20 protein-coding genes, 14 tRNA genes, 3 rRNA genes and 1 riboswitch are annotated in these 25,229 nt (G+C 44.8%); of the genes, 33 read left to right on the top strand and 4 right to left on the bottom strand.

Annotated elements, in window-relative coordinates:
* Positions 1-120 precede the first annotated feature (120 nt).
* The 3 genes from ERJ70_RS03120 (at position 121) to perR (ending at position 2,273) form a co-directional block, all read left to right on the top strand.
* The gene (locus ERJ70_RS03120) at positions 121-1,077 is read left to right on the top strand and encodes a D-2-hydroxyacid dehydrogenase (protein ID WP_209367125.1); all 957 of its coding nucleotides are present in this window, start codon (positions 121-123) and stop codon (positions 1,075-1,077) included.
* Between the two features lies 1 nt (position 1,078).
* Complete coding sequence (locus tag ERJ70_RS03125; protein ID WP_209367127.1) at positions 1,079-1,636, top strand: cob(I)yrinic acid a,c-diamide adenosyltransferase; 558 nt, start codon at positions 1,079-1,081, stop codon at positions 1,634-1,636.
* Between the two features lie 193 nt (positions 1,637-1,829).
* Positions 1,830-2,273 (top strand): peroxide-responsive transcriptional repressor PerR, encoded by a 444-nt coding sequence (gene perR / locus ERJ70_RS03130; RefSeq protein ID WP_074600368.1) that lies wholly within the window; start codon positions 1,830-1,832, stop codon positions 2,271-2,273.
* 94 nt (positions 2,274-2,367) lie between these two features.
* Here perR and ERJ70_RS03135 read toward each other — a convergent pair whose 3' ends face one another.
* Positions 2,368-2,760 (bottom strand): YgzB family protein, encoded by a 393-nt coding sequence (locus ERJ70_RS03135; RefSeq protein ID WP_209367128.1) that lies wholly within the window; start codon positions 2,758-2,760, stop codon positions 2,368-2,370.
* Positions 2,761-2,886: 126 nt separating this feature from the next.
* On the opposite strand from ERJ70_RS03135, the gene ERJ70_RS03140 reads away from it, so the two are divergent.
* The 23 genes from ERJ70_RS03140 (at position 2,887) to ERJ70_RS03250 (ending at position 14,637) form a co-directional block, all read left to right on the top strand.
* A complete protein-coding gene (locus ERJ70_RS03140; RefSeq protein ID WP_209367129.1) occupies positions 2,887-3,759 on the top strand; it encodes a nucleotidyltransferase-like protein in 873 nt (290 codons plus the stop codon).
* A 23-nt stretch (positions 3,760-3,782) separates the two neighbouring features.
* Entirely contained in the window at positions 3,783-3,989 is a 207-nt protein-coding gene (locus ERJ70_RS03145; RefSeq protein ID WP_209367130.1) for a hypothetical protein, read from the top strand.
* Positions 3,990-4,103: 114 nt separating this feature from the next.
* Positions 4,104-5,668: ribosomal RNA gene (locus tag ERJ70_RS03150) — 16S ribosomal RNA — on the top strand.
* A gap of 161 nt (positions 5,669-5,829) precedes the next feature.
* Positions 5,830-8,747, top strand: a 23S ribosomal RNA gene (locus ERJ70_RS03155).
* Between the two features lie 316 nt (positions 8,748-9,063).
* Positions 9,064-9,179, top strand: a 5S ribosomal RNA gene (gene rrf, locus ERJ70_RS03160).
* The 16S, 23S and 5S rRNA genes sit together here with 14 tRNA genes alongside, the layout of an rRNA operon.
* Positions 9,180-9,187: 8 nt before the next feature.
* Positions 9,188-9,262: transfer RNA gene (locus tag ERJ70_RS03165), tRNA-Asn, on the top strand.
* 1 nt (position 9,263) lies between these two features.
* Positions 9,264-9,355, top strand: a tRNA-Ser gene (locus ERJ70_RS03170).
* A gap of 10 nt (positions 9,356-9,365) precedes the next feature.
* Positions 9,366-9,440, top strand: a tRNA-Glu gene (locus ERJ70_RS03175).
* A 7-nt stretch (positions 9,441-9,447) separates the two neighbouring features.
* Positions 9,448-9,523, top strand: a tRNA-Val gene (locus ERJ70_RS03180).
* 36 nt (positions 9,524-9,559) lie between these two features.
* Positions 9,560-9,636: transfer RNA gene (locus ERJ70_RS03185), tRNA-Met, on the top strand.
* A 17-nt stretch (positions 9,637-9,653) separates the two neighbouring features.
* Positions 9,654-9,730 (top strand) — tRNA-Asp (locus ERJ70_RS03190).
* Positions 9,731-9,755: 25 nt separating this feature from the next.
* Positions 9,756-9,828: transfer RNA gene (locus tag ERJ70_RS03195), tRNA-Phe, on the top strand.
* Between the two features lie 11 nt (positions 9,829-9,839).
* Positions 9,840-9,925, top strand: a tRNA-Tyr gene (locus ERJ70_RS03200).
* Between the two features lie 6 nt (positions 9,926-9,931).
* Positions 9,932-10,005 (top strand) — tRNA-Trp (locus tag ERJ70_RS03205).
* A gap of 14 nt (positions 10,006-10,019) precedes the next feature.
* A tRNA-His gene (locus ERJ70_RS03210) sits at positions 10,020-10,095 on the top strand.
* Positions 10,096-10,116: 21 nt separating this feature from the next.
* Positions 10,117-10,191, top strand: a tRNA-Gln gene (locus ERJ70_RS03215).
* Positions 10,192-10,197: 6 nt separating this feature from the next.
* A tRNA-Gly gene (locus ERJ70_RS03220) sits at positions 10,198-10,272 on the top strand.
* Between the two features lie 6 nt (positions 10,273-10,278).
* Positions 10,279-10,352 (top strand) — tRNA-Cys (locus ERJ70_RS03225).
* 12 nt (positions 10,353-10,364) lie between these two features.
* Positions 10,365-10,446, top strand: a tRNA-Leu gene (locus ERJ70_RS03230).
* Positions 10,447-10,847: 401 nt separating this feature from the next.
* Positions 10,848-11,534: a hypothetical protein gene (locus tag ERJ70_RS03235; protein WP_209367131.1), complete on the top strand. Its 687-nt coding sequence runs from the start codon at positions 10,848-10,850 to the stop codon at positions 11,532-11,534.
* A gap of 152 nt (positions 11,535-11,686) precedes the next feature.
* Complete coding sequence (locus tag ERJ70_RS03240; RefSeq protein WP_209367132.1) at positions 11,687-12,823, top strand: hypothetical protein; 1,137 nt, start codon at positions 11,687-11,689, stop codon at positions 12,821-12,823.
* 463 nt (positions 12,824-13,286) lie between these two features.
* A complete protein-coding gene (locus ERJ70_RS03245; protein WP_153465368.1) occupies positions 13,287-13,637 on the top strand; it encodes a PadR family transcriptional regulator in 351 nt (116 codons plus the stop codon).
* A gap of 1 nt (position 13,638) precedes the next feature.
* Positions 13,639-14,637, top strand: coding sequence for an HAAS signaling domain-containing protein (locus ERJ70_RS03250; protein ID WP_209367133.1), 999 nt, complete (start codon positions 13,639-13,641; stop codon positions 14,635-14,637).
* A gap of 216 nt (positions 14,638-14,853) precedes the next feature.
* Here ERJ70_RS03250 and ERJ70_RS03255 read toward each other — a convergent pair whose 3' ends face one another.
* Positions 14,854-15,483: a hypothetical protein gene (locus tag ERJ70_RS03255; RefSeq protein WP_209367134.1), complete on the bottom strand. Its 630-nt coding sequence runs from the start codon at positions 15,481-15,483 to the stop codon at positions 14,854-14,856.
* A gap of 387 nt (positions 15,484-15,870) precedes the next feature.
* Between ERJ70_RS03255 and ppsA the strand changes: the two genes are divergently transcribed.
* The 7 genes from ppsA (at position 15,871) to ERJ70_RS03290 (ending at position 23,149) form a co-directional block, all read left to right on the top strand.
* On the top strand, positions 15,871-18,225 hold the full coding sequence (gene ppsA / locus ERJ70_RS03260; RefSeq protein WP_209367135.1) for a phosphoenolpyruvate synthase: 2,355 nt from the start codon (positions 15,871-15,873) through the stop codon (positions 18,223-18,225).
* Positions 18,226-18,575: 350 nt separating this feature from the next.
* Positions 18,576-18,678, top strand: a riboswitch (TPP riboswitch).
* Positions 18,679-18,831: 153 nt separating this feature from the next.
* Positions 18,832-19,452 (top strand): thiazole tautomerase TenI, encoded by a 621-nt coding sequence (gene tenI, locus ERJ70_RS03265; protein ID WP_209367136.1) that lies wholly within the window; start codon positions 18,832-18,834, stop codon positions 19,450-19,452.
* 30 nt (positions 19,453-19,482) lie between these two features.
* On the top strand, positions 19,483-20,607 hold the full coding sequence (thiO, locus tag ERJ70_RS03270) for a glycine oxidase ThiO (RefSeq protein WP_209367137.1): 1,125 nt from the start codon (positions 19,483-19,485) through the stop codon (positions 20,605-20,607).
* Positions 20,608-20,622: 15 nt separating this feature from the next.
* Positions 20,623-20,826, top strand: coding sequence for a sulfur carrier protein ThiS (gene thiS, locus ERJ70_RS03275; protein WP_209367138.1), 204 nt, complete (start codon positions 20,623-20,625; stop codon positions 20,824-20,826).
* A gap of 2 nt (positions 20,827-20,828) precedes the next feature.
* Positions 20,829-21,599, top strand: coding sequence for a thiazole synthase (locus ERJ70_RS03280; protein ID WP_209369102.1), 771 nt, complete (start codon positions 20,829-20,831; stop codon positions 21,597-21,599).
* Entirely contained in the window at positions 21,592-22,611 is a 1,020-nt protein-coding gene (locus tag ERJ70_RS03285; RefSeq protein ID WP_209367139.1) for a thiazole biosynthesis adenylyltransferase ThiF, read from the top strand. Before ERJ70_RS03280 ends, ERJ70_RS03285 begins: the two co-directional genes overlap by 8 nt.
* Positions 22,612-22,711: 100 nt before the next feature.
* A complete protein-coding gene (locus ERJ70_RS03290; protein ID WP_209367140.1) occupies positions 22,712-23,149 on the top strand; it encodes a hypothetical protein in 438 nt (145 codons plus the stop codon).
* A gap of 559 nt (positions 23,150-23,708) precedes the next feature.
* Here ERJ70_RS03290 and ERJ70_RS03295 read toward each other — a convergent pair.
* Together ERJ70_RS03295 and ERJ70_RS03300 are read right to left on the bottom strand one after the other, a co-directional pair.
* A complete protein-coding gene (locus ERJ70_RS03295; protein ID WP_209367141.1) occupies positions 23,709-24,221 on the bottom strand; it encodes a PadR family transcriptional regulator in 513 nt (170 codons plus the stop codon).
* Between the two features lie 42 nt (positions 24,222-24,263).
* Entirely contained in the window at positions 24,264-25,106 is an 843-nt protein-coding gene (locus ERJ70_RS03300) for a sialate O-acetylesterase (protein ID WP_209367142.1), read from the bottom strand.
* Positions 25,107-25,229 lie beyond the last annotated feature (123 nt).

Consider the following 25,229-nt stretch of genomic DNA (forward strand, 5'->3'; position numbering starts at 1 on the left):
AAAAGCGCAGGGACTCGCCTTGCGCTGATTTTTTTTGTTGTCGGCACGCTTCTTTTCCCTTTCTTCCTGGATACGGAAAGGTTTATCATAGAGGTAAAACTGCTGCCAGGAGGGGACGCAATGAATATCGTATCATCCGCAGAAATTCCACAAAACATGCAAGACCACTTTACCGCTACCTATCCATCCCATCAATTCCAATTTTGCAGTGGGATGGAAGAAGCAGAGACGTACATCCAATCGGCTGATATCCTGCTTACCTATGGGGAGGATTTGACCGATGAATTGATCGAACAGGCGGCCGAGTTGAAATGGATTATGGTGCTGTCAGCCGGTATCGATGAACTACCGTTTGAAGCGATCAAGAAAAAGGGGATTATCGTCACCAATTCCAGGGGAATTCACAAAATACCGATGGCTGAATATGCAATCGGCATGCTGCTGCAGGTATGCCGTAACGCAGAGCTGTTCATCGATAGCCAGCGCAGCCATCAATGGGCACGTGGTGAACGGGCCGGCCTTCGGGAAATCTCCAACAAAACGATGGTCATCGTCGGTGCTGGCGCGATCGGACAGGAACTGGCCCGGCTCGCCAAGGCCTTCCGGATGAAAACAATCGGAGTATCGCACAGCGGAACCGAAAAAAGCTACTTTGACGAGATGTACACGCAAAAGGATTTGGCATCCGTCCTGCCTAACGCCGATTTCGTCGTATCAATCTTGCCGAGTACCAAGGAAACAAGAGGCTTTTTTCGCAAGGAGCATTTCGAAAAAATGCCGCCATCGGCCATTTTCCTGAACATGGGACGCGGCGATGCGGTGGCCAGTGAGACGATCCTTGATGCGCTTGACCGAGGCGAAATTGCCCACGCCATCCTCGATGTATTTGAACAAGAGCCGCTGCCGGCGGACCATCCACTATGGGATCATGAAAAAGTGACGATGACACCGCATGTCTCCGGTGCTTCTCCCGAATATTTGCCAAGGGCGATGGATATATTTGAAGAGAACCTGGAAAAATACGTGAGCGGTGACCAACAACTCGTCAACACCATTCAATTGGACAGGGGGTATTGAGATGCGGATTTACACACGATCGGGGGATAAAGGAAAAACGTCTTTGATTTACGGGAAACGCGTACTGAAAAATGATATCCGGGTGGAAGCATATGGCACGTGCGATGAAGCCAATTCGATGATCGGACTTGCCGTCAGTCATCTTGCAGAAGAAAGTTGGTCCGGAAAAGATGACTTTCTCAGAGTCCTCCATCGTATCCAAACGATTTTGTTCCATGTCGGAGCGGAACTTGCGACTCCACAAGGAAAAGAAGTGACCTGGAAGCTGAAGGAAAGCCATATCGATGAACTGGAAAAACAAATCGATGAATGGGATCAGCGCTTGGAACCGCTGAAGAACTTCATCCTTCCATCCGGAAAGCCCGGAGCTGCTGCTCTGCACACCGCAAGGACAGTGGTGAGACGGGCAGAAAGGCTGGCGGTCGCTCTGGAAGACGAGCTGGAAAGGCCGCTTGTCCTGTCATACCTGAACCGGCTGTCCGACTTTTTATTCGTGGCTGCCCGCTATGCTAACCAGCAGTCAGGGGGAGAAGAGCTGCCGCTGCAGGCGGACGTGTAGTATACTTTAGCTTGCTTCCTAATATACTTTTATTGACAGAACGTTTCTTATCCGGTTACACTAATTATAAGAATTATAAACTAATAATATTGATAGAATGAATCAACCATACAATCAAGCAAAGCATCTACCAGTAATGATTGACTTTACGGAAGCCATCATAAAAGAATTTAGCTTAGCGAAAGTGAGGTGCATGACGGTGTCTGAAGCACAACTTCAAGAAGCTGTCGGCCGGCTGAAAAATTCAGGCGTAAGAATCACACCACAGCGTCATGCGGTATTAGAATATTTATTGAATGCAGAGATCCATCCGACCGCTGATGACATATACAAGGCACTGGAAGGGAAATTCCCGAACATGAGTGTCGCGACTGTCTACAACAACCTTCGGGTATTCCGCGAAATCGGATTGGTTAGGGAATTAACCTACGGGGATTCCTCCAGCAGGTTCGACTGCAATACATCCGATCATTACCATGTTATTTGTGATTCCTGCGGTAAAATCGTCGACTTCCATTATCCACGTCTTGATGAAGTAGAGTCGCTTGCACAGAAAGTGACAGGATTTGACGTAAGCCACCATCGAATGGAACTCTACGGAACATGCGAAAATTGCAAAAAAGCCACCCAGCACTAATACTGCAATGCCCTTACCATGCCGGTAGGGGTTTTCCTGTGAAAAGCTGAAAAAAGAGGCTGCCCCTCCGGACAGCCTCTTTTTTTATGCGTGATTATTTGGAGTCGTTTGTTTGATGCTGGTTCTTTATCTGCTTACGATACTCTTTCGAATTGTATTTTTCGTCGAATTCTTTGCCTTCGAGATTCTTGTCGATGGTCAACGGCTGTTTGCAATGCATGCAGGCGTCGACGCGTCCAAGTATTTTAGTCGGTTTGTTGCAGGTAGGGCAGATAATCTGGCGTGCTCGTGTGGACAGCATGCCGATCCAGAAGTAGACGACCGTACTAAATACGATACATAATAAACCGAGTATGAAAAAGATCGCCATCAGCCATTCGATTTTTTTCGTCAAAATGCCGAGGTACATGACACCGAATCCGATAAAAACCAGACTTAAGGCAAACGTACGGATTTTATTGATTTTGCTGCTATAGTTTAAAGCCAACGCTTTCCCTCCTTAACTCTACAAAGGGTAGTATAGCATAAAATTCCATGGAAAACTTGTCTCCCGAAAAAGGATTTTTCGCGTATTTATCGAATAAGTTTCTATTCTCATTAATGGAGGAATATCATGAAAGACATTTTACGGCCTATATACCAGGAACGAGCAAGCCAAGCGAACACATTAGGTGTTTTGATCATAGAAAAGAATAAACCGGTCAGCCCGGTAACCGATAATTTCGATGTCATATTGCTGGTGATTGCCAGCGAAGCGGACCAACCATGGTATGTGAAACATTATGAATTTGATGATAAAAAAGCGGCGATGCATATCGTCGACGAGCAGCTGCTTACCTATTGGATCGACACGAGCACCTACAGGCGTGCCGTCGAATGGGTAATCAATGGAAGAATCGTTTTCGACCGCAACGAATATGTCGCAAGATTAAAGGAAGAACTAAGCAGCTTCCCGCAGGAAAAGCGGGAACTGAAGATGGCGATGGAATTCGCCAAGCTAACGCGCAGCTACAGTGAATCGAAGGATCTTTACCAAACCGATCAGTACTTGGACGCCTATAGCAGGGTGATCCGGTCGCTGCATTATCTGGCGCGTCTGGCGATCATCGAAAAAGGTTATCATCCGGAAGTGGTGGTTTGGAACCAAGTAAAGCGGATCGACATAGAAGTATATAAGTTATATGAAGAATTGATCAATAGTAATGAAGAAATCAAAAAGCGGGTGGAGCTGATGCTGTTGGCGCTTGAGTTCGCTATGAGCACTAGGGCGAAGAAGTGTGCAGCCCATCTGTTGGAGATTATGAACAGCAAACAGGAAGCCTGGACTTTCGGTGAATTGAAAATCCATCCGGAAATCGAACCGTATGCGCTCGATTTAAGTTCCATGCTGGAATACTTAACAGAGAAAGGTATAATTGAACCGGTGCGGGAAGAAACTAAAGGAAAAATGATTTACCATCGGAAGTATCGGGCGGTGTCTGTTTAAACGTTCGCTGTCTTTAAGGGTGAATGGTGCAGGAAGAAATAGAACGTGCAGGGCGTATAGAGCGGCGTGAGGGTTTTCTAGAAAAAGTTAAATATTTTTTGAAAAAATGTATTGACGCTCTCTCGCCTGCATGGTATATTATTAATCGTCGCTTCGACAGCGGCGCAAAACAACATAACAAGCCGAAAAAAGATATTGACTTCTTCAAAACGGCATGTTATAGTAATTAAGTCGCTGTTTTCGACCGCGACAAAACAAATTGATCTTTGAAAACTGAACAAAACAACCAGTATGTCAAGCAAGATATACAAGCTAGTTTTTTGAACGAGCAAGCAAGCTCATCATTTATGGAGAGTTTGATCTTGGCTCAGGACGAACGCTGGCGGCGTGCCTAATACATGCAAGTCGAGCGCGGGAAGCAGGCAGATCCCTTCGGGGTGAAGCCTGTGGAACGAGCGGCGGACGGGTGAGTAACACGTGGGCAACCTGCCTGTAAGATCGGGATAACTCCGGGAAACCGGGGCTAATACCGGGTAATCCCTTCCTCCGCATGGAGGAAGGTTGAAAGGCGGCCTTTTGGCTGTCACTTACAGATGGGCCCGCGGCGCATTAGCTAGTTGGTAGGGTAATGGCCTACCAAGGCAACGATGCGTAGCCGACCTGAGAGGGTGATCGGCCACACTGGGACTGAGACACGGCCCAGACTCCTACGGGAGGCAGCAGTAGGGAATCTTCCGCAATGGACGAAAGTCTGACGGAGCAACGCCGCGTGAACGATGAAGGTCTTCGGATCGTAAAGTTCTGTTGTCAGGGAAGAACAAGTACCGTTTGAACAAGGCGGTACCTTGACGGTACCTGACGAGGAAGCCCCGGCTAACTACGTGCCAGCAGCCGCGGTAATACGTAGGGGGCAAGCGTTGTCCGGAATTATTGGGCGTAAAGCGCGCGCAGGCGGTTCCTTAAGTCTGATGTGAAAGCCCACGGCTTAACCGTGGAGGGTCATTGGAAACTGGGGAACTTGAGTACAGAAGAGGAGAGCGGAATTCCACGTGTAGCGGTGAAATGCGTAGATATGTGGAGGAACACCAGTGGCGAAGGCGGCTCTCTGGTCTGTAACTGACGCTGAGGCGCGAAAGCGTGGGGAGCGAACAGGATTAGATACCCTGGTAGTCCACGCCGTAAACGATGAGTGCTAGGTGTTAGGGGGTTTCCGCCCCTTAGTGCTGAAGTTAACGCATTAAGCACTCCGCCTGGGGAGTACGGCCGCAAGGCTGAAACTCAAAAGAATTGACGGGGGCCCGCACAAGCGGTGGAGCATGTGGTTTAATTCGAAGCAACGCGAAGAACCTTACCAGGTCTTGACATCCTCTGATCCCTCTAGAGATAGAGGTTTCCCTTCGGGGACAGAGTGACAGGTGGTGCATGGTTGTCGTCAGCTCGTGTCGTGAGATGTTGGGTTAAGTCCCGCAACGAGCGCAACCCTTGACCTTAGTTGCCAGCATTCAGTTGGGCACTCTAGGGTGACTGCCGGTGACAAACCGGAGGAAGGTGGGGATGACGTCAAATCATCATGCCCCTTATGACCTGGGCTACACACGTGCTACAATGGATGGTACAAAGGGAAGCGAAACCGCGAGGTGAAGCAAATCCCATAAAACCATTCTCAGTTCGGATTGCAGGCTGCAACTCGCCTGCATGAAGCCGGAATCGCTAGTAATCGCGGATCAGCATGCCGCGGTGAATACGTTCCCGGGCCTTGTACACACCGCCCGTCACACCACGAGAGTTGGCAACACCCGAAGTCGGTGAGGTAACCTTTTGGAGCCAGCCGCCGAAGGTGGGGCCAATGATTGGGGTGAAGTCGTAACAAGGTAGCCGTATCGGAAGGTGCGGCTGGATCACCTCCTTTCTAAGGATAAATCACTCTTATGAGTGAACACAGGGCATACCTGGTTGTTTGGTTCAGTTTTGAGGGATCAATTCCCTTAATTACTACTTGTACCTTGAAAACTAGATAAGATATGCAAGACATTCAACGACATTGAAGTAACACGTCATTCACGAACGATAAGTTAAGTGAAGAAGGGCGCACGGTGGATGCCTTGGCACTAGGAGCCGATGAAGGACGGGACAAACACCGATATGTCCCGGGGAGCCGTACGTAGGCATTGATCCGGGAATTTCCGAATGGGGGAACCCCCTGCCCGTAATGGGGCAGGACGCTTATCTGAATTCATAGGATAGGTGAGGCAGACCCGGGGAACTGAAACATCTCAGTACCCGGAGGAAGAGAAAGCAAATGCGATTTCCCAAGTAGCGGCGAGCGAAACGGAAACAGCCCAAACCAGAGAGCTTGCTCTCTGGGGTTGTAGGACACTCCATCGGAGTTACCAAGAAACAGTTTAAGCGAATCGATCTGGAACGATCAGCCAAAGAAGGTAAGAGCCCTGTAGTTGAAAGATTGTTTCCTCCGGAGTGGATCCTGAGTACGGCGGAACACGAGGAATTCCGTCGGAATCCGGGAGGACCATCTCCCAAGGCTAAATACTCCCTAGTGACCGATAGTGAACCAGTACCGTGAGGGAAAGGTGAAAAGCACCCCGGAAGGGGAGTGAAAGAGAACCTGAAACCGTGTGCCTACAAGTAGTCGAAGCCCGTTAATGGGTGACGGCGTGCCTTTTGTAGAATGAACCGGCGAGTTACGATCTCCTGCAAGGTTAAGTCGGATAGACGGAGCCGCAGCGAAAGCGAGTCTGAACAGGGCGAATCGAGTAGGGGGTCGTAGACCCGAAACCGTGTGATCTACCCATGTCCAGGGTGAAGGTCAGGTAACACTGACTGGAGGCCCGAACCCACGCGTGTTGAAAAACGCGGGGATGAGGTGTGGGTAGGGGTGAAATGCCAATCGAACACGGAGATAGCTGGTTCTCTCCGAAATAGCTTTAGGGCTAGCCTCAAGAGTTGAGTACTGGAGGTAGAGCACTGATTGGACTAGGGGCCCTCATCGGGTTACCGAATTCAGTCAAACTCCGAATGCCAGCCACTCGATCTTGGGAGTCAGACTATGGGTGATAAGGTTCATAGTCGAAAGGGAAACAGCCCAGACCGCCAGCTAAGGTCCCAAAGTATACGTTAAGTGGAAAAGGATGTGGAGTTGCTTAGACAACCAGGATGTTGGCTTAGAAGCAGCCATCATTTAAAGAGTGCGTAATAGCTCACTGGTCGAGTGACTCTGCGCCGAAAATATACCGGGGCTAAACGTATCACCGAAGCTGCGGATTGTTCTTGCGAACAATGGTAGGAGAGCGTTCTAAGTGCAGCGAAGTCAGACCGTGAGGACTGGTGGAGCGCTTAGAAGTGAGAATGCCGGTATGAGTAGCGAAAAAAGAGTGAGAATCTCTTTCACCGAAAGCCTAAGGTTTCCTGAGGAAGGCTCGTCCGCTCAGGGTTAGTCGGGACCTAAGCCGAGGCCGAAAGGCGTAGGCGATGGACAACAGGTGGATATTCCTGTACCACCTCCTTTCCGTTTGAACGACGGGGGGACGCAGAAGGATAAGGAAAGCGCACTGCTGGTCATGTGCGCCCAAGCAGTAAGAGAGTCGGATAGGCAAATCCGTCCGGCAATCTCAAGCTGTGATGGGGAGGGAAATAAAGTACCGAAGTTCCTGATTTCACACTGCCAAGAAAAGCCTCTAGTGAGGAAAGAGGTGCCCGTACCGCAAACCGACACAGGTAGGCGAGGAGAGAATCCTAAGGTGATCGGGAGAACTCTCGTTAAGGAACTCGGCAAAATGACCCCGTAACTTCGGGAGAAGGGGTGCTTCTTTTGCGAGAAGCCGCAGTGAATAGGCCCAAGCGACTGTTTAGCAAAAACACAGGTCTCTGCGAAGCCGTAAGGCGAAGTATAGGGGCTGACACCTGCCCGGTGCTGGAAGGTTAAGGGGACGCGTTAGCCGCAAGGCGAAGCGTTGAACCGAAGCCCCAGTAAACGGCGGCCGTAACTATAACGGTCCTAAGGTAGCGAAATTCCTTGTCGGGTAAGTTCCGACCCGCACGAAAGGTGCAACGACTTGGGCACTGTCTCAACGAGAGACCCGGTGAAATTATACTATGCGTGAAGATGCGCATTACCCGCGACAGGACGGAAAGACCCCGTGGAGCTTTACTGTAGCCTGATATTGAATGTTGGTACAGCTTGTACAGGATAGGTGGGAGCCTTAGAAACCGGAGCGCTAGCTTCGGTGGAGGCGCCGGTGGGATACCACCCTGGCTGTACGGACCTTCTAACCCAGGACCGTGATCCGGTCCGGAGACAGTGTCAGGTGGGCAGTTTGACTGGGGCGGTCGCCTCCCAAAGAGTAACGGAGGCGCCCAAAGGTTCCCTCAGAATGGTTGGAAATCATTCGCAGAGTGTAAAGGCAGAAGGGAGCTTGACTGCGAGACCTACAAGTCGAGCAGGGACGAAAGTCGGGCTTAGTGATCCGGCGGTGCCGTATGGAAGGGCCGTCGCTCAACGGATAAAAGCTACCCCGGGGATAACAGGCTTATCTCCCCCAAGAGTCCACATCGACGGGGAGGTTTGGCACCTCGATGTCGGCTCATCGCATCCTGGGGCTGTAGTCGGTCCCAAGGGTTGGGCTGTTCGCCCATTAAAGCGGTACGCGAGCTGGGTTCAGAACGTCGTGAGACAGTTCGGTCCCTATCCGTCGTGGGCGTTGGAAGTTTGAGAGGAGCTGTCCTTAGTACGAGAGGACCGGGATGGACACACCGCTGGTGTACCAGTTGTTCCGCCAGGAGCATAGCTGGGTAGCTACGTGTGGAAGGGATAAGTGCTGAAAGCATCTAAGCATGAAGCCCACCTCTAGATGAGACTTCCCATCATTTTAAATGAGTAAGATCCCTCAGAGACGATGAGGTTGATAGGTCCGAGGTGGAAGCGTGGTGACACGTGCAGCTGACGGATACTAATCGATCGAGGACTTAACTTAAAACAAAAAGTGAAGGCGACTGGTCAACAGCGTATGGATAGATCAGCCAGATGGTAGTACGCCGCTTTGAGCGTACGAAAAGCTGGATGAACTATACACTAGCTGTTAGGAGCCGTAACTGGATTAAAACAAAAAGCGTCGCGGGCTCCGGTCCGCAGATCATCATTCAAACGTGTGAAGTTCGTTGATGTCTTCCTTCTTATCTAGTTTTGAAGGTGTAAAAGAAATTTTTAAATTTACCCTTGATTTTTCGTGAAAAACAGCTATAATAGTTGTTGTCACAAAAAAAGTACACTTGGATGTACGCTAAAATGAGTCTGGTGGCAATAGCGGAGAGGTCACACCTGTTCCCATGCCGAACACAGAAGTTAAGCTCTCCAGCGCCCATGGTAGTTGGGGCTTTGCCCCTGCGAGAGTAGGACGCCGCCAGGCATATCCGTTCCACCGTAGCTCAGTGGTAGAGCAATCGGCTGTTAACCGATCGGTCGTAGGTTCGAATCCTACCGGTGGAGCCATGGAGAGCTGTCCGAGTGGCCGAAGGAGCACGATTGGAAATCGTGTAGACCGCTACCGCGGTCTCGAGGGTTCGAATCCCTCGCTCTCCGCCATTTCTTAAATGGCCCGTTGGTCAAGTGGTTAAGACACCGCCCTTTCACGGCGGTAACACGGGTTCGAATCCCGTACGGGTCACCACTTAATTGGAGGATTAGCTCAGCTGGGAGAGCACCTGCCTTACAAGCAGGGGGTCGCAGGTTCGAGCCCTGCATCCTCCACCATTAGAAAATCTGATAGGAATACATCTCCTACATTATCGCGGGATGGAGCAGTCTGGTAGCTCGTCGGGCTCATAACCCGAAGGTCGCAGGTTCAAATCCTGCTCCCGCAACCAAATTATTTCCTTAATATGGTCCGGTAGTTCAGTTGGTTAGAATGCCTGCCTGTCACGCAGGAGGTCGCGGGTTCGAGTCCCGTCCGGACCGCCACTTACATAGCTTCATATCATTTATTGGCTCGGTAGCTCAGTCGGTAGAGCAACGGACTGAAAATCCGTGTGTCGGCGGTTCGATTCCGTCCCGAGCCACCTTTTCTTATGGAGGGATAGCGAAGTTGGCCAAACGCGGCGGACTGTAAATCCGCTCCCATCGGGTTCGTAGGTTCGAGTCCTACTCCCTCCACCATTACATAGGGGTATAGTTTAACGGTAGAACAGAGGTCTCCAAAACCTCCGGTGTGGGTTCGATTCCTACTACCCCTGCCATTATTAATATGTTGGCGGTCGTGGCGAAGTGGTTAACGCACCGGATTGTGGCTCCGGCACTCGTGGGTTCGATTCCCACCGGTCGCCCCATTTTCCAGTGTGTGGTATAGTTGGGCTATAGCCAAGCGGTAAGGCATCGGGTTTTGATCCCGTGATTCGCTGGTTCGAATCCAGCTAGCCCAGCCAAAAAATGCGGAAGTAGTTCAGTGGTAGAACACCACCTTGCCAAGGTGGGGGTCGCGGGTTCGAATCCCGTCTTCCGCTCCATTTTAAGGCGGCATAGCCAAGTGGTAAGGCAGAGGTCTGCAAAACCTTTATCACCGGTTCAAATCCGGTTGCCGCCTCCATATGAATAACGTGCCGGTGTGGCGGAATTGGCAGACGCGCACGACTCAAAATCGTGTTCCTTCGGGAGTGTCGGTTCGACCCCGACCACCGGTATCATAAAAAAAGACTTCAACCTTTTAGGTTGGAGTCTTTTTTTATCATCGTTCAGTAGTATTAGTTGTAGTCGAATAAAGAATTTAATTAAGAGTTTTAAAGTGAAATGGATAGTCAAATGGACATTATTAATTCAAAAATAATAGTGTTATTAGAAAGCTTCAAAATGATTGTTTCAGGACGATTTGATCGGTAGACCAAAGCATTTAAACAAAATTCCCTTTCGATTGTTGCTTCAGCTAAGTTTAACGTAGGCAAACTATAACTCCATCAGATGCACAAATCGCCGTAAAGGACTCCACTTAATGAGGGCTCCTTTCCTATAGATAATAATCAAGAAATACTTACCAAATAATATAAATATAGTATAATATTCATAGAGTATGAAAGGGGGATCAGATATGGTTGCTACAATTATGAAAAATGGACGAGTTGTACGAGGTGTAAAGACGGGCTTAAATATAAAGGGAAGTCGCATAGAGAAAAATATAACTTTAAAATTATCGAATTATTTTGGTGTTACCTTTTCAAGAAATGAGAGATTTAAAAACACTGATTACAATTTTTCGTTCTTACAGCCTGGAGAAGCATATATTGAGAGATTTAATATGTATAATGAAATATTGCTTTTATTTTCACCTTTTGCAGATTTTGATAGACGAGCTTTTGACTTTGTAGATAAAACATTAAGTCAATATGACAACAGATTAGATAAAGTTTGCATATTTTTAGTAAGTAGAGACGAAAGAATAGAACAAAAAATTTCGGACTTAAATAATGAAAATAAGGATTCGAAGTTAATTATTCCATTCACTTATAAAGAATTTGAAACTGGAAACGTAAATGAAATAGTAATTGAAAATAAGTTGAGAAAATATTTCTATAGTCGTGATTTATTCGCTCTTGAATCTCCAATTAACAATGACTCATATTTTTATGGAAGGAAAAAAATTGTTCAGGAGTTTTATTCTAAGTATATTAGTGGCGAACATGGAGGTTTATTCGGCCTTCGAAAAGTAGGTAAAACTTCTGTACTCTACGCTTGGACAGAACTATTCAATCCAAAAAAGGGAATAGTTTGTATATAGATTGCCAAAATCCTTCAGTTCATAGTCTGAGATGGTTTAAATTATTAGGAGATATAGCTTCCAAAGTAATTGATAAGTATAATCTGAACATTGACGTTGATAAATACCAATTTGATGAACGATATGCTTCCAAAAGTTTTGAAGAGATATTCATGAGAATTTATGAAGAACTAAATGGTGGAAGAGTGTTGTTGATTTTTGATGAAATAGAATTAATTTCTGTTGAAACCTCTAGCTCTGATCATTGGAAACACGGAAATGATTTCATTTCATTTTGGCAAACTATACGGGCTTTTTGTCAAGAACATCAACAACAGTTATCGTTTTTGGTAGCTGGTGTAAATCCGCATTGTATAGAGAAGGTTTCTATTAACGGAGTAGATAACCCGATTTTTTCAATGTTAAATCCTATGTATTTAAACTTATTTGATATAGAAGATGTTCGAAATATGGTTGAAAACATTGGGAAGTATATGGGCTTGGTATTTGATGAAGAGATTTTCACAAAATTGGTTGAAGATTACGGCGGGCACCCTTTCCTTGTTAGACACATATGTAGTTTGATTAATGAGAGTATTCCGTTAGAAAGACCTCAAAGAATAAGCAAGTATGATTATGAAAAGGAAAAAAGCAATTACGACATTAAGATTTCAAAATACATAGAACAAATCATACATGTACTCAAGCGATGGTATCCTGCTGAGTATGAACTGTTAGAAATATTAGCTGTTAGAGGGAACGATAGCTTTATTAGTAACCTCGGGAGGAATGATTATAATACTGTTGATCATCTGATGGGTTATGGAATATTAAAAAAGCATAAAGATACGTATTTTATTACGATTAAAGCTTTAGAGTTGTTCTTAAAGGATAACAGTGAGCAATATTTAACAGATACCATTGAACAAAAAAGGTCAGCGGTTAGCTTTAGAAGAAATAGGTTGGAAGAAACGCTTCGAGATTTAATTAAAACTATATTATATGCTAACTTCGGGAAATCTGACGCTAGAAGCAAATTGTTAGAAGTCAAGAAAACGACGGATAGACCTAAGTATGACGGTATTGATATAGGTGATTTTATGGAGAATAGCCTCTATTTTTCGGAATTAAAGATTTTGGTAGATAAAAATTGGCGATTATTTGAAAAGATATTTCAGGATAAGCGTAAATTTAACACTTATATGGAAATCGTCAATGATTATAGAATAGACGCACATGCTAAAGGGATAAGTGAAGATGAGTATACCATGTTTCATGTAGCTATTAAGTGGATTGAAGAAAAGCTTTAAACGGAAATGACACTATTTTAATCTCAAGGGAGGTACTCAGCCAAAATTAGTTACGGCATGACGGGTAAGTAGGTCAACTCGTTTCCCTGAGAGCGTTTCTATGTATAGGCCTTGTGTTGGCGCGACTAATGCCCTACAATAGGACGTAAGGAAACGAGGTTAACAGGTCGTACGCCTTAGATTGACTTATTTACGGATAAATGCACGTCAGTACCTACCCGTAGGAGCCTGCGTCGGACTAACCACCACGGCAACGACTCAAAATCGTGTTCATTCGGGAGTGCTGGTTCGAACCCGGCCACCGGTATCCTAAAAAGACTCCAACTTTACAGTGGAGTCTTTTTTTACGTTGAATCAAATTGGTTAAATGATAAAAGACATATGGTCTAACAACAAAGAATAGTGTATAGTATATTATATAAACATAATGTATGACGTACAGTATTAGAAAAGAGGACAAAAAATGGAGTTATCGATTCACTCATTCCTGACAGAGTTAAAAAGAGGGAACTTAACGCTGGCGGTTTTAAGTCAGTTAAGAACACCGCAGTACGGGTACTCACTTGTTCAGCTGCTTGAGAACCTGGGGATAGGCATTGAACAAAGCACGCTATACCCCTTGCTAAGGAGGCTGGAAAAACAAGAGCTTCTTAACAGCTTTTGGGATACTTCTGAAAAAAGGCCTCGAAAATATTATGAATTGAGTGAGTATGGGGAAAAGGTTTTTCAGCAATTGAGGGAGGAATGGATGAAAAATACCAAAAGGCTGTTTGATGTCCTTAACGAGGAGGATAAGGAAAATGAATCTAATTGAGGTGTATGTTCAAGAAGTGACCCGATGGTTGCCAAAGAAGAAAAAGGAGGATATCGCTTTAGAGTTAGAATCGACCATCCATGATATGTTGCCCGATGATTATGATGAAAAGGATGTGTACCAGGCTCTTGAGGAGTTGGGAGATCCTAAAGTTTTGGCGAATAAGTACAGTGAAAAACAAACCCATTTAATCGGCCCCAAATATTACGATTTGCACCTTTCCATTCTAAAATGGATTATTCCTTTTGCGGTTATTTATTCACTTTTCACCCTACTGGGGGTAAAGCTTTTAAATCTGATCAATCTAGGAGAGAGATTCGACGTATCGATCTCCAATATTGAAGAGGTGCTGATAAATGCAATCACCTGGTCGATTACGGCATATGTTTTTGTGACAGTGATTTTTGCCATTATGGAACAAGTGGATGGAAAAAATGAAGATATGCCTAAATGGATGGGGTTTACTTCGTGGGATCCAAAAAAATTATGGAAAGAATATAGTGTTCCAAAGAAAAAATCGATTCCATTATCTGAGATTAACGCAGGCTTAATATGGACAGTGGTTTGGGGAGTAGGTTATTTTTATGCCGACCGTTTCCTTGGAATATATGAAAGTGGGCAGGATGGGCTTAGAATGGTAACTCCGGCGTTTAATCAGGAAGTACTATTATCATTCTGGCCGATAGTCCTTTTGCTACTTGGAGCAGAAATTGCCTTAGCTATCTACAAATTAATCAAAAGGAAATGGTCAAGAAACATGGCTGCGTTTTTTATGATTTATAAAATAGTCTCGGTTGCTGCATTTGTGGTTATTTTAATGCAACCGAAGCTTTTCGCCGCAGAGTTCCTCATGACGTTAAGTGCCTGGTTTGACGCTGCTCCTGCTATTATGAAGGATTACATGGTGTGGGGAACGTTAACGTTAATGGTGGTTTTTGGAGCTATCGCGATTTACGAGGCTTTTAAGAAAGCTAATATGAATAACAGATCCGTGCTGTGAGAGAGCAGTTAGAAATGGCTGCGTTTTTCGGCTCATGCAGTGACAGATACAGTAGAATCCCCGGATGCGCATGAGTCTTCATCTTGTTTTTTTCCGTGTTATCCCCCATAGGTTAGATTTTCTCGTATCATAAAGCAATATCAGCTACTGTCCCAATAATTCCTCTAGTGGCGGATTTAGCAATCCGCCACCTTTTGCCAACGAAAGAGGCCTGGTTCAGTCCATCAATTCATTCAAGAAATCGGGGTTGGCAGTGATATCGACGACTTCCTCGCTAGAAAGATCTACTGCATATCGTCCGTTGGTAGAAGAATGCCCCGACACTAAGGTGGAATATCTTACGATGATATATCCCTTTATCTCCCCATCATATAGAAGAAAGTCGTTTTCACTTTCTGTCCATTCATTTCTGTCCCGCAAAAAGTCGGTGACGATAGAAATCGCCTTTTCTTGATCCTTTTCATCGGTGTCTGTTTGAATTTGGTTGTTCTCGTTGTCGTTTTGAGTGTCAGTGTCTTCTACTTCCATTTGTGCGTCTCTTTCATCCAACTCGGTTTCTTTCCCGGAATTTTCTTTTTCCCCCTCCTGTTGCGCACCACTTTGCTCGGAACTATCACTATCGGTAGACATATTGCTATCGTTTTGAGTGTTTTCTGAAGAAGTGTCTTCTGCCTCTTCCTGAGTGGATGGCTTTGCATCTCCGTTAGAGTCTGTACCAGAAACGGATTGATCCTCTGATGTGTTTGTATCTACTTCTTTACTTTTATCCTCTGCACAGCCAACCAGCAAAAGAACGAGCGAAAGCAAGGCGACAGTGCAGTAAAGCAGCTTGATTGGTTTCTTCATTCTATCTTCCCTTCCCCTTTCCACCCCACCAAGTACGTGTTATGAAAAAAACACAATAAATTCATTATAAGCCATGTTATTCCTATATAAAAGATGGAAATCGGAAAGTCCAAAGGATTTCATTTTATGGAGAAGAAAAAAGTCGGACACCGGATTACAGCGCCTCTTTAAATAATGAATCCAGGTCGCCTCTCTCTCGTTTTATGTAAACCCTAGCTCAGCTGCATCTCTATAAAAAGCCTCTGACTTTTGAAATAACAAATGCAACATCAGCAATAGCCTATTGTCTAATTGTAAAACATAATCACCAAAAAAAACCAAAATTAGTATAACATAATTAATTAATTATGTTATACTAATTTTAAAATGAAGCTGGAGGAGATGTAGATGGCAGAGAAGCGGTACATTCGCTGGTTCAAGGAGATCCGTAAAGGAGATATTCCGCTGGTGGGCGGGAAAGGGGCTAACTTAGGCGAACTCACCAATGGAGGAATCAAGGTTCCGCCTGGTTTTTGTGTAACCGCGGAAGCATATAGTGATTTTGTTAAGGAACGTAACCTGGATAAACAAATACTCGAAGAGGTAAAGCAGCTGGATATGGAGAATAACGCCCAGCTTCAAAGCGCAAGTGCTCTGATCCGGGAGTTGATCCTTCAAACGGATATCCTGAAAGCGATTGAAGAGGAAATTCGTGAAGCGTACGCAACATTTCAATCAAACCTTCAAGTGGATGACTTGTTTGTAGCGGTTAGAAGTTCCGCAACAGCGGAGGACTTGCCTGAAGCATCCTTTGCTGGACAACAGGATACGTACTTAGAAATTAAAGGGATTTCGGAAGTGATCCGGCACGTTAAAAAGTGTTGGGCATCCCTGTGGACGGCACGTGCCATTTATTATCGGGAAAAACAGCATTTCGACCACTTCGATGTATCTCTTTGCGCTGTCGTCCAGAAAATGGTGAACAGTAAAAAAGCCGGTGTGCTGTTTACTTCCAATCCTGTCACAGAAAATCATAACCAGATGATGATCAACGCCAGCTGGGGGCTGGGTGAATCCGTCGTTTCCGGCATGGTCTCCCCTGACGAATATATCGTTGATAAAAAAAATAATAGGGTCTTGGAAAAGCATATCGCCACGAAAAACTTCCTTGTCGTCAAAAACGAGAAAGCAGTCGGAACGTCAAAAGTCGCCGTCAAAGAATTTTTGGGGGAAGACCTGGTAACGCAACAATGCCTGACAGCAACAGAAATCAGCCGACTCTCTGCTGATGCACTGCGAATCGAAAAAATGTATCACTCTCCACAGGATATTGAGTGGGCGATCGATTGTGACACCAATGAATTATATATTTTACAGGCTCGGCCGATTACCACGTTAAAAAAGGAGGAAACGGTTGTGAAGGAACAAGTGGAAATAAAACGAGTGGCGCTTTTGCGGGGGCTTGCTGCATCCCCTGGAACAGGAAGTGGGAAGGTAAGGAAAATCAAAGATATCACCGAAATTTCGAAAGTGGAGGAAGGGGATATCCTGGTAACCATCATGACCAACCCGGATATGATGCCGGCCATGAAAAAAGCTGCAGCCGTTGTGACCGATGAAGGTGGCCGGACTTGCCACGCTGCCATTGTTTCCAGAGAGTTCGGCATCCCCTGTATTGTGGGGTCCAACAATGCAACCGAAGTGTTGAAGGAAGGAATGGAAGTCACCGTGGATGCCACACGAGGTGTCGTCTATCAAGGCATTTTAGAGGAACCAGCCGAAAAAAATAGAGAAAGAAACCAGACACCATCCGTTATAGACCAAATGAATCTTCATCAGCTGGCTCCGATTACCGGGACGAAGGTTTACATGAACCTTGGCGAGCCGGATTTGATCGGAAAATACAAAGACCTGCCGTTCGATGGAATAGGGCTGATGCGTACAGAATTCATTTTCACCCACCTTGTCGGCGCCCATCCTATGTATCTATTGCGAAATGGCGAAGAAAAGCAATTTATCGATAAAATGGCCGAGGGCATCACAAAGGTGGCGCAAGACGTTTACCCTAAGCCTGTCGTAGTAAGGTTGAGCGACTTCCGTTCCAACGAATTTAGAGGATTGAAAGGCGGGGAAGAAGTAGAACCGATCGAAGCCAATCCGATGATCGGGTGGAGAGGGGTTTCCCGTTATATATCTCCGGAATACGAGGAAGGTTTCCGTCTGGAATGCCGCGCCATAAAAAAAGTGCGGGAAGACTATGGACTGATAAATGTGTGGACCATGCTTCCTTTCGTCCGAACTACTTGGGAAGTAAAGAGAGTCAAAGAAATCATGGCAGAGGAAGGTCTCATACAAGATCAGCAATTCAAAATTTGGATTATGGCCGAAGTGCCGTCCGTCATATTCGAAGCGGAAGAATTCGCGAAAATGGTTGACGGATTTAGTATCGGGAGTAATGATTTGACCCAGTTAGTGCTTGGTTCCGACCGGGATTCGGGAATTCTGAACACCATGGGTTACTTTGATGAACGCAATCCTGCTGTGAAAAAAGCGATCAAAATGCTAATACAAGGTGCCCATAAACATAATAAGAGCGTCTCAATCTGTGGGCAAGGGCCATCCTTGTATCCCGAATTCACAGAATTCCTTATCCAGGAAGGAATCGACAGTGTGAGCGTGAACCCGGATACGGTAGCCGGCACAAGGAGATTGGTTGCATCCGTCGAGCAGCGGATGATTATGAACAAAATAAGAGAATTATAAATTCTTTAGCAAAGTAACCAATGAGGCGCTTCATCAGAGCTTCATTGGTTTTCTATAGATTTCATTCAAGGGTGATGTGTTACCTAGTACGGCATCTCGCAGCACTTTACACATTTAAAAAGAGAGACTCAACTAAATAAACGAGATGAAATCAAGCAAATTTAAAATCAGTCCTTTTGTGACGCGGGAAATGGGAAACACATTCTATGTGACTGTCGTTTCTTGAATGAATAGAGGGTTATGCGATCAGTGGTGAGTGGTTTGTTGAATCCGAAAGAGCTTTTCCTGTATTTACACATATATCCTAGTCTTGAAAAAAGACCTATGTTATACTTAATGAAAATCACATATGTTTACACTGGGGGTGCCTTATAAGGCTGAGACAGATAGTATTCTGGACCCTTTGAACCTGATCTGGGAAATACCAGCGTAGGGAAGTGGGATTGAAACTTTTATATTATGACTGTTTATAATATATTGACTAAAAGGCCACCCCTATATCCGGGTGGCCTTTTTGCGTCCCGCGAAGCGATGAAAATAGCACGAATATGAAGAAGGCGGCCGCAGTTCATTAAAGACAGCGCTATCCAAGAGGGGGGGAGGATTATGGGGAAGGGAGAACTGCATATCGTTTCAACCGGAAATCAACGACCAGAAAAATTAGCCGAAATCGCAGGGGACATACATCCCTACATAACGGCCCTTCATATACGTGAGAAGCATAAAACGGCTAAGGAAATCTATCAACTGATTGAATTGTTACTAGACAGTCAAGTACCCGCTTCTAAAATCATCGTAAATGACCGGTTAGACGTTGCCCATGTGATGAAGCTCTGCGGTGTTCATTTAGCGTATCATTCTTTACCGATCGGCCCAGTGAAGGAAAATTTCCCTGATTTACGCGTTGGTTGTTCCGTTCATTCCCTAGAGGAAGCAATTTCTGCTCAAAAGCAAGGTGCTGATTATGCATTCTTTGGCCATGTTTTTCCCACCCAGTCCAAACCAGGATCAGCACCACGAGGAGTGGAACAATTACGGTCAGTTTCATCGTCTGTCTCTATGCCGGTGATAGCGATAGGAGGAATCAAACCTGGCAATGTAAACGAGGTGATGGAAGCTGGTGCGAAAGGGGTAGCTGTGATGTCGGGTGTTTTGGAGGCGAACCAGCCTCTGGGGAAAGTGAAAGAATATGTTTCCCGACTTTCTATCTCAAACAAGTTTAGATAGGAAGTGCTAAGCGGAAAGGAGGACTTTGTAATGCCTGATAAGTACGATTGTATTGTGATTGGCGGAGGGGTCAATGGGGGTTCTGTAGCGTATAACCTTGCAAAAAGGGGCAAAAAAGTCCTTTTGCTGGAAAAGGACCGTCTGGCAAGCAAAGCTTCTGGAGCGGCAGCAGGGATGCTGGCGGCGCAGGCTGAACTGGAGGAAGATGGGCCCTTATTCCACTTGGCAAAGAAAAGCAGGTCGAAGTTTCCTATGCTTGCAAAGGAAATAAAAGAGTTAACTGGAATAGACATTGAATTAAGCAATAAAGGGATGTACAAAGTGGCCTTAACAGAAGAGGAGGAATATCGTTTTAAGCAAATAATCGAGAGCCAAACCAGGGCGGGAGAGCAAGCGGAATGGATGAGTCAAAAGGAAGTAAGCAGAAGAGAGCCAGGCTTATCAACAGCCATCCGGGGGGCGATGTATATAGCAAAAGATGGGCAGGTGTCAGCACCGCAAGTAACACTTGGTTTTTTGAAAGCAGCTGCAGTCCTGGGGGTGGAAATAAGGGAGTTTACGGAAGTTTCCTCTTTTCTTTTTGATAATGGAAAAATAGCAGGAGTAAGGACAAGTGAAGGGAACTTTGAGAGTGACAAGGTGATTCTGACGGGAGGGGCATGGAGTGAATCCCTATTGCCTGATTCGGAAATTCCCTTTAACACTTATCCTGTAAAAGGGGAGTGCTTTTCCGTAGTCACCCATCGACCATTACTGACTGGAACGATTTTTTCTCATAGCTGTTATCTGGTACCCAAAAAAGGCGGTCGCCTTCTGGTAGGGGCTACAGTCCAACCAAATACCTTTGATCAAACCGTAACAGTGGGTGGGATTTCTTATCTGATGGAAAAGGCGAAGAAACTGGTTCCGGACATCGTACATGCAGAGTGGGAAAAAGCCTGGGCTGGAATTCGGCCGCAAACTTCAGATGGCCTTCCCTATTTAGGGGAGCATCCAGCGTACGAAGGATTGTTTGTGGCAACAGGGCATTTCCGTAATGGCATTTTGCTTTCTCCTATTACTGGCGAACTGATCGCTAGATTAGTAGATCGAGAACCGCTGTCAGCAGACTTACGTGCTTTCCGGATTGATCGCCACCTTGAGAAAACGCTTTAACGAGGAGGATTATGGATGGAGTTAATTATCAATGGTGACATGGTAGAAGTTCCGGATACTATTGCCACTGTTTCATCATTATTAGAGTACTTCGGAATTGGGGAAAAGGTTGTGATTGTGGAACTGAATCAGAACATATTAGAAAAGAATGCACATGCAGATACGAGGCTCTCTGACCGGGACAAAATTGAAATTGTAAACTTTGTAGGAGGCGGATGATGATGCTCAAAATAGGTGATTACGAATTTTCTTCAAGACTTTTGTTAGGGACAGGTAAATACCCGGACTTTGATGTGCAAAAGAAAGCAGTAGAAGTTTCAGATGCAGATATCCTGACTTTTTCTGTCCGCAGAATGAATATTTTTGAGGCTGGCCAGCCCAATTTTCTTGAAAAAATTGATGTGGAAAAATATACACTGCTTCCAAACACCGCAGGGGCCAAGACAGCGGAAGAAGCCGTCCGTACTGCGAAACTGGCAAAGGCTTCTGGATTATGTGACATGATTAAAGTAGAAGTGATCGGTGATCAAAAAACACTCCTGCCGGATCCGATAGAAACGCTAAAAGCAGCGGAAATGTTATTAGATGAAGGCTTTATTGTACTTCCGTATACTTCGGATGATGTTCTGTTAGCGAAACGGTTAGAAGAATTAGGCTGTCATGCCATTATGCCCGGGGCATCTCCGATCGGGTCCGGGCAAGGTATTGTGAATCCATTGAATCTTCGTTTTATCATCGAACAATCCAATGTACCTGTAATTGTTGATGCTGGTATTGGGACACCTTCAGATGCGGCGATCGCAATGGAGATGGGGGCGGATGGAGTACTGTTGAATACTGCTGTTTCTGGTGCCGGAGATCCTGTGAAGATGGCAGAGGCAATGAAAATGGCGATTGAAGCTGGGAGATTGGGATATGAAGCAGGACGTATTCCGAAAAAACGATACGCCACAGCAAGCAGTCCAATGGAAGGATTGAGTGTACTTGAGTGAGCGTTATTCTCGCCAGGAATTGTTCACACCAATCGGGAAAGAAGGACAGGATAAAATTAGCAGCAAGCATGTGTTAATAATTGGTGCAGGAGCCCTGGGTACGGGAGCCGCCGAAGCACTTGTCCGCGCAGGAGTTGGAAAGCTGACGATTGCTGATCGGGATTACGTGGAATGGAGCAATCTCCAGAGACAGCAGTTATATGCGGAAGAAGACGCACAGCAACGGTTGCCAAAAGCTGTGGCAGCAGAAAAACGTCTTCAATCGATTAATTCTTCGGTTACAATTGAAGCCATGGTGCTGGATGTGTCAGTCGAGGAGATAGAGCAATTGATTGAAAAGGTTGATTTAATAATCGATGCCACTGATAATTTTGATATTCGTCTGATTGTAAACGACATAGCCCAAAAATATCGTATTCCATGGATATACGGAGCATGTGTAGGAAGCTATGGAATTAGCTATACGATTTTGCCGGGAGAGACACCTTGTTTGCACTGTCTGCTGGAGACTGTGCCAATGGGAGGGGTAACCTGCGATACGGCAGGCATCATTAGTCCGGCTGTCCAAATGGTTGTCGCGTATCAAACGACAGAGGCGTTAAAGATATTAGTAGAAGACAAGCAATCGTTGCGGAAAAAACTTGTCTCCTTTGATTTATGGAAAAACCAGCATACAGCCATTCAAGTCGATAAGTTGAAGAAGGAAGATTGTCCATCTTGCGGTCAAACGCCTTCCTATCCTTTTCTGTCGTATTCCAACCAGACGAAAACAGCTGTTTTGTGTGGCCGGGATACGGTGCAAATTCGTCCTTCAAAGCAGAAGAACAGAGACTTGAATGAGTTGGCGGAGCGATTATCAAGACAAGAAGGCAAGGTTTCACAAAATCCCTATTTACTTTCTTTTTCAATTGGAGGTTTCCGGCTTGTCATCTTTCAGGATGGACGGGTGCTGGTCCATGGTACAAAGGATATATCAGAGGCAAAGACGTTGTATCATCGATACTTGGGATAGAGGTTCAGGTACGTTACTTCAATAAAAATTTGTAAACAAAACAACAATCCCTCTATTTCCGTTATAATAAAGGAAAAATAATTTAGGATGGGGATACCTGATGAAACGTACATTAATTTTGTTTATGGTGTTACCTTTCATGATGATAGTAGGATGCCAAGAGGGGAAAAATGATGCAAATAATGCAATAGAGGGAAGAGCACTAAAAGAAGTAACTGTTTATGAAGGTAATCTTGAAACTTTTGAAGATGAAAACATTATTACAACATTAAGAAGTGGTCAAGGCGTCCAAGATTTTGCAAATATCATACAAAATGGTACAAGGGTTAAGGAAGAAAATCAGGATAGAGGAATAGTATCTAATTATACAATAGAACTTATCTATACCAATAATGAAGCTGATTCAATGAGACTGCAAATAGGTAATGAAGAAGAACAAAGTTATATTTCTTACGGAAAAGATTCCAATAGTAAAATAAAAGTATTTAAATTATCAGAAGAACAAACTTCTAAGTTAAGTGATATGATTAATAAATAATATAAAAACCGTATATAAATTGACTGATTTACTGAACGAGGAATATCCTTTGCCTTATTTTTTTGACCTTGTCCATTATGATTCTGTCTCTAACAGGAATCTAAGAAAGCTATTGATAAAGAAGGCAAAATGATTTACAAAGCTGACTGACTGGCAGTGCCTGCGACTCTTGTATGTCGAGTGCGACGTATTCAAGGAGTGGCAGGCATCTTTAAAAGATAAAATAGTATAAAATTACGATAAGGAAAACTTACTTTTGAAAAGGATTATGACCACGCCGCTTTGGGGAGATACTCGTATTCCGCGGGGGTCTTTGCAAATTATCCCTAACAAAAACATTGCAGCACACCCCTATAGCGGAGGCCGACCACGGAGACTTCTAGGGAACAGGGCGAGCTGAAGATCCACTTGATGAAGGGAGCTTCTTAATCAAGTTAGCTGGAGCAATCCCCATCAAAAGCGCAGTGGTCGACCGTAGCGATTACTTTAGCACTGCCATTAGGCTGAACCAGACTCAAAGAACTGGGAGGGCTTTCCTGGTTTTCTTAATGGGATTGACTTATTCCTTTATATCCATTAATAATTCTTCAAACCATTTAACATTCACGATATGATGGGAACGTGAATTCTCCAGTAACTTCTTGAAATGGTTCTTTTCATCGAAAGTTGTTAGCGATTGCTCTATCAAGGAGATTTTCTTTTTCGTTTGCTCGATTTGTATTTCAATAAGTTTTGCCAGTTCTTTGCTATCATACTCATCTGCAAACAACATGGCGGCATAAAATGATAAATTTATATAATCTGTCTTTGATCCATACTTGACCATCAATCTATCAAATTCTTCATCCCCTAGTTCCGTGATGATATAATTGCGTTTCTCTCGCGTGTTGTCTAATTGATCGACTTTTTCAATATAATGTTTTTCTTCCAGCTGTTGAAGATTGTAGTAGAAGGAACCCTTCGTGAAATTCACTACATATTGATAGTGTCTCTCTTTCATCAAGGCAAGCAATTCGTATCCGTATGAACCGGGATTTTGTTTCAATAAGCCTAAAATCAGTAACGGTATCAAAAAAATACCTCCTTTAAATTCCTCAGAACAATCACCATGGAATCAACGATTGTTGATTTGTGCCAAGGATGACTCGAATTCCTCATAGGATATTCTTCCCATTGCCAAATCCATACTTTTAATATATATCTTTTCCGCTTTTGTATGGGCTCTTGGCTTACGATTGATTAATCCGTTCTCATTATTTAATGGTTTTAAGACATGTTGCTCATTGCGAAAGGCTTCAAAATATCGCAGACCAAATTTTCTTTGTGAAGCTGCATCAAGATGAATACCATCGGGATTAGAAGTTAAACCGGAAGCTGTGACAAAGTAACAATTAGCTTGTTCAAAAGCAAATCGTTGCAGCTCTTCGTTGACAAGTTGATGCTCCGTGCAGTGCTTTCCAAATCCTTTTTTGCCTAAGAAATCTCCTAAGCCACCAATGATAAGGGGAATTTCCGGAGCATCCAGCTCTTTTCTAAGCGTCTCGACAATCAAAAGCAATTTATCGTAGTAGACCTTATAGTTGCCGTTTATACTATCACTTTCTCCTTGATGCCATAGAATGCCTGTTAATTCACTAGTCTCCATGGCAAATTTTGCTTCGCTTAGTGCGTGTCTGAAAAGAGTTTCATCCACAGCCCATTCATCCAGTGAGCTTCCTCCTTCGGCACAAGGTATTAAGCCGATGGCATCTTCTGGATTTTGCCGGCACCAGGCTTCTGCAAATGATCCTGCCAGACTTATGCCGGCCACAGGTCGGTCATAATTGACCGGTTCGGTCATCATCTGCCACCTTCCATTACGCAGCATACTTATTCTTTCATTATAAATGGGAGTTGTATCATGAATGAATCCTCGACCAGCCATATTGGACTGGCCTAGCATTAAAAATGATTTCATTGTTTTCAACCTTTCTTAGGATAGTTAAGATGAGATGGTTCCGCTTCTCGCTAAATAATGTCTATTTTTTAGCCCTTATATGCATGGATGTGGCAAAGAAATATTCGTGCGATGGAAAGAGTC

The sequence above is a fragment of the Sediminibacillus dalangtanensis genome, assembly GCF_017792025.1.
GTDB lineage: Bacteria > Bacillota > Bacilli > Bacillales > Amphibacillaceae > Sediminibacillus > Sediminibacillus dalangtanensis.

Bases quoted from the DNA above. Each gene is read 5' to 3' on its own strand.
- ERJ70_RS03120 (WP_209367125.1), top strand. From the start codon at position 121: ATGAATATCGTATCATCCGCAGAAATTCCACAAAACATGCAAGACCAC.
- ERJ70_RS03125 (WP_209367127.1), top strand. From the start codon at position 1,079: ATGCGGATTTACACACGATCGGGGGATAAAGGAAAAACGTCTTTGATT.
- perR (WP_074600368.1), top strand. From the start codon at position 1,830: ATGACGGTGTCTGAAGCACAACTTCAAGAAGCTGTCGGCCGGCTGAAA.
- ERJ70_RS03140 (WP_209367129.1), top strand. From the start codon at position 2,887: ATGAAAGACATTTTACGGCCTATATACCAGGAACGAGCAAGCCAAGCG.
- ERJ70_RS03145 (WP_209367130.1), top strand. From the start codon at position 3,783: ATGGTGCAGGAAGAAATAGAACGTGCAGGGCGTATAGAGCGGCGTGAG.
- ERJ70_RS03235 (WP_209367131.1), top strand. From the start codon at position 10,848: ATGGTTGCTACAATTATGAAAAATGGACGAGTTGTACGAGGTGTAAAG.
- ERJ70_RS03240 (WP_209367132.1), top strand. From the start codon at position 11,687: ATGAGAATTTATGAAGAACTAAATGGTGGAAGAGTGTTGTTGATTTTT.
- ERJ70_RS03245 (WP_153465368.1), top strand. From the start codon at position 13,287: ATGGAGTTATCGATTCACTCATTCCTGACAGAGTTAAAAAGAGGGAAC.
- ERJ70_RS03255 (WP_209367134.1), bottom strand. From the start codon at position 15,483: ATGAAGAAACCAATCAAGCTGCTTTACTGCACTGTCGCCTTGCTTTCG.
- ppsA (WP_209367135.1), top strand. From the start codon at position 15,871: ATGGCAGAGAAGCGGTACATTCGCTGGTTCAAGGAGATCCGTAAAGGA.
- tenI (WP_209367136.1), top strand. From the start codon at position 18,832: ATGGGGAAGGGAGAACTGCATATCGTTTCAACCGGAAATCAACGACCA.
- thiO (WP_209367137.1), top strand. From the start codon at position 19,483: ATGCCTGATAAGTACGATTGTATTGTGATTGGCGGAGGGGTCAATGGG.
- thiS (WP_209367138.1), top strand. From the start codon at position 20,623: ATGGAGTTAATTATCAATGGTGACATGGTAGAAGTTCCGGATACTATT.
- ERJ70_RS03280 (WP_209369102.1), top strand. From the start codon at position 20,829: ATGCTCAAAATAGGTGATTACGAATTTTCTTCAAGACTTTTGTTAGGG.
- ERJ70_RS03290 (WP_209367140.1), top strand. From the start codon at position 22,712: ATGAAACGTACATTAATTTTGTTTATGGTGTTACCTTTCATGATGATA.
- ERJ70_RS03300 (WP_209367142.1), bottom strand. From the start codon at position 25,106: ATGAAATCATTTTTAATGCTAGGCCAGTCCAATATGGCTGGTCGAGGA.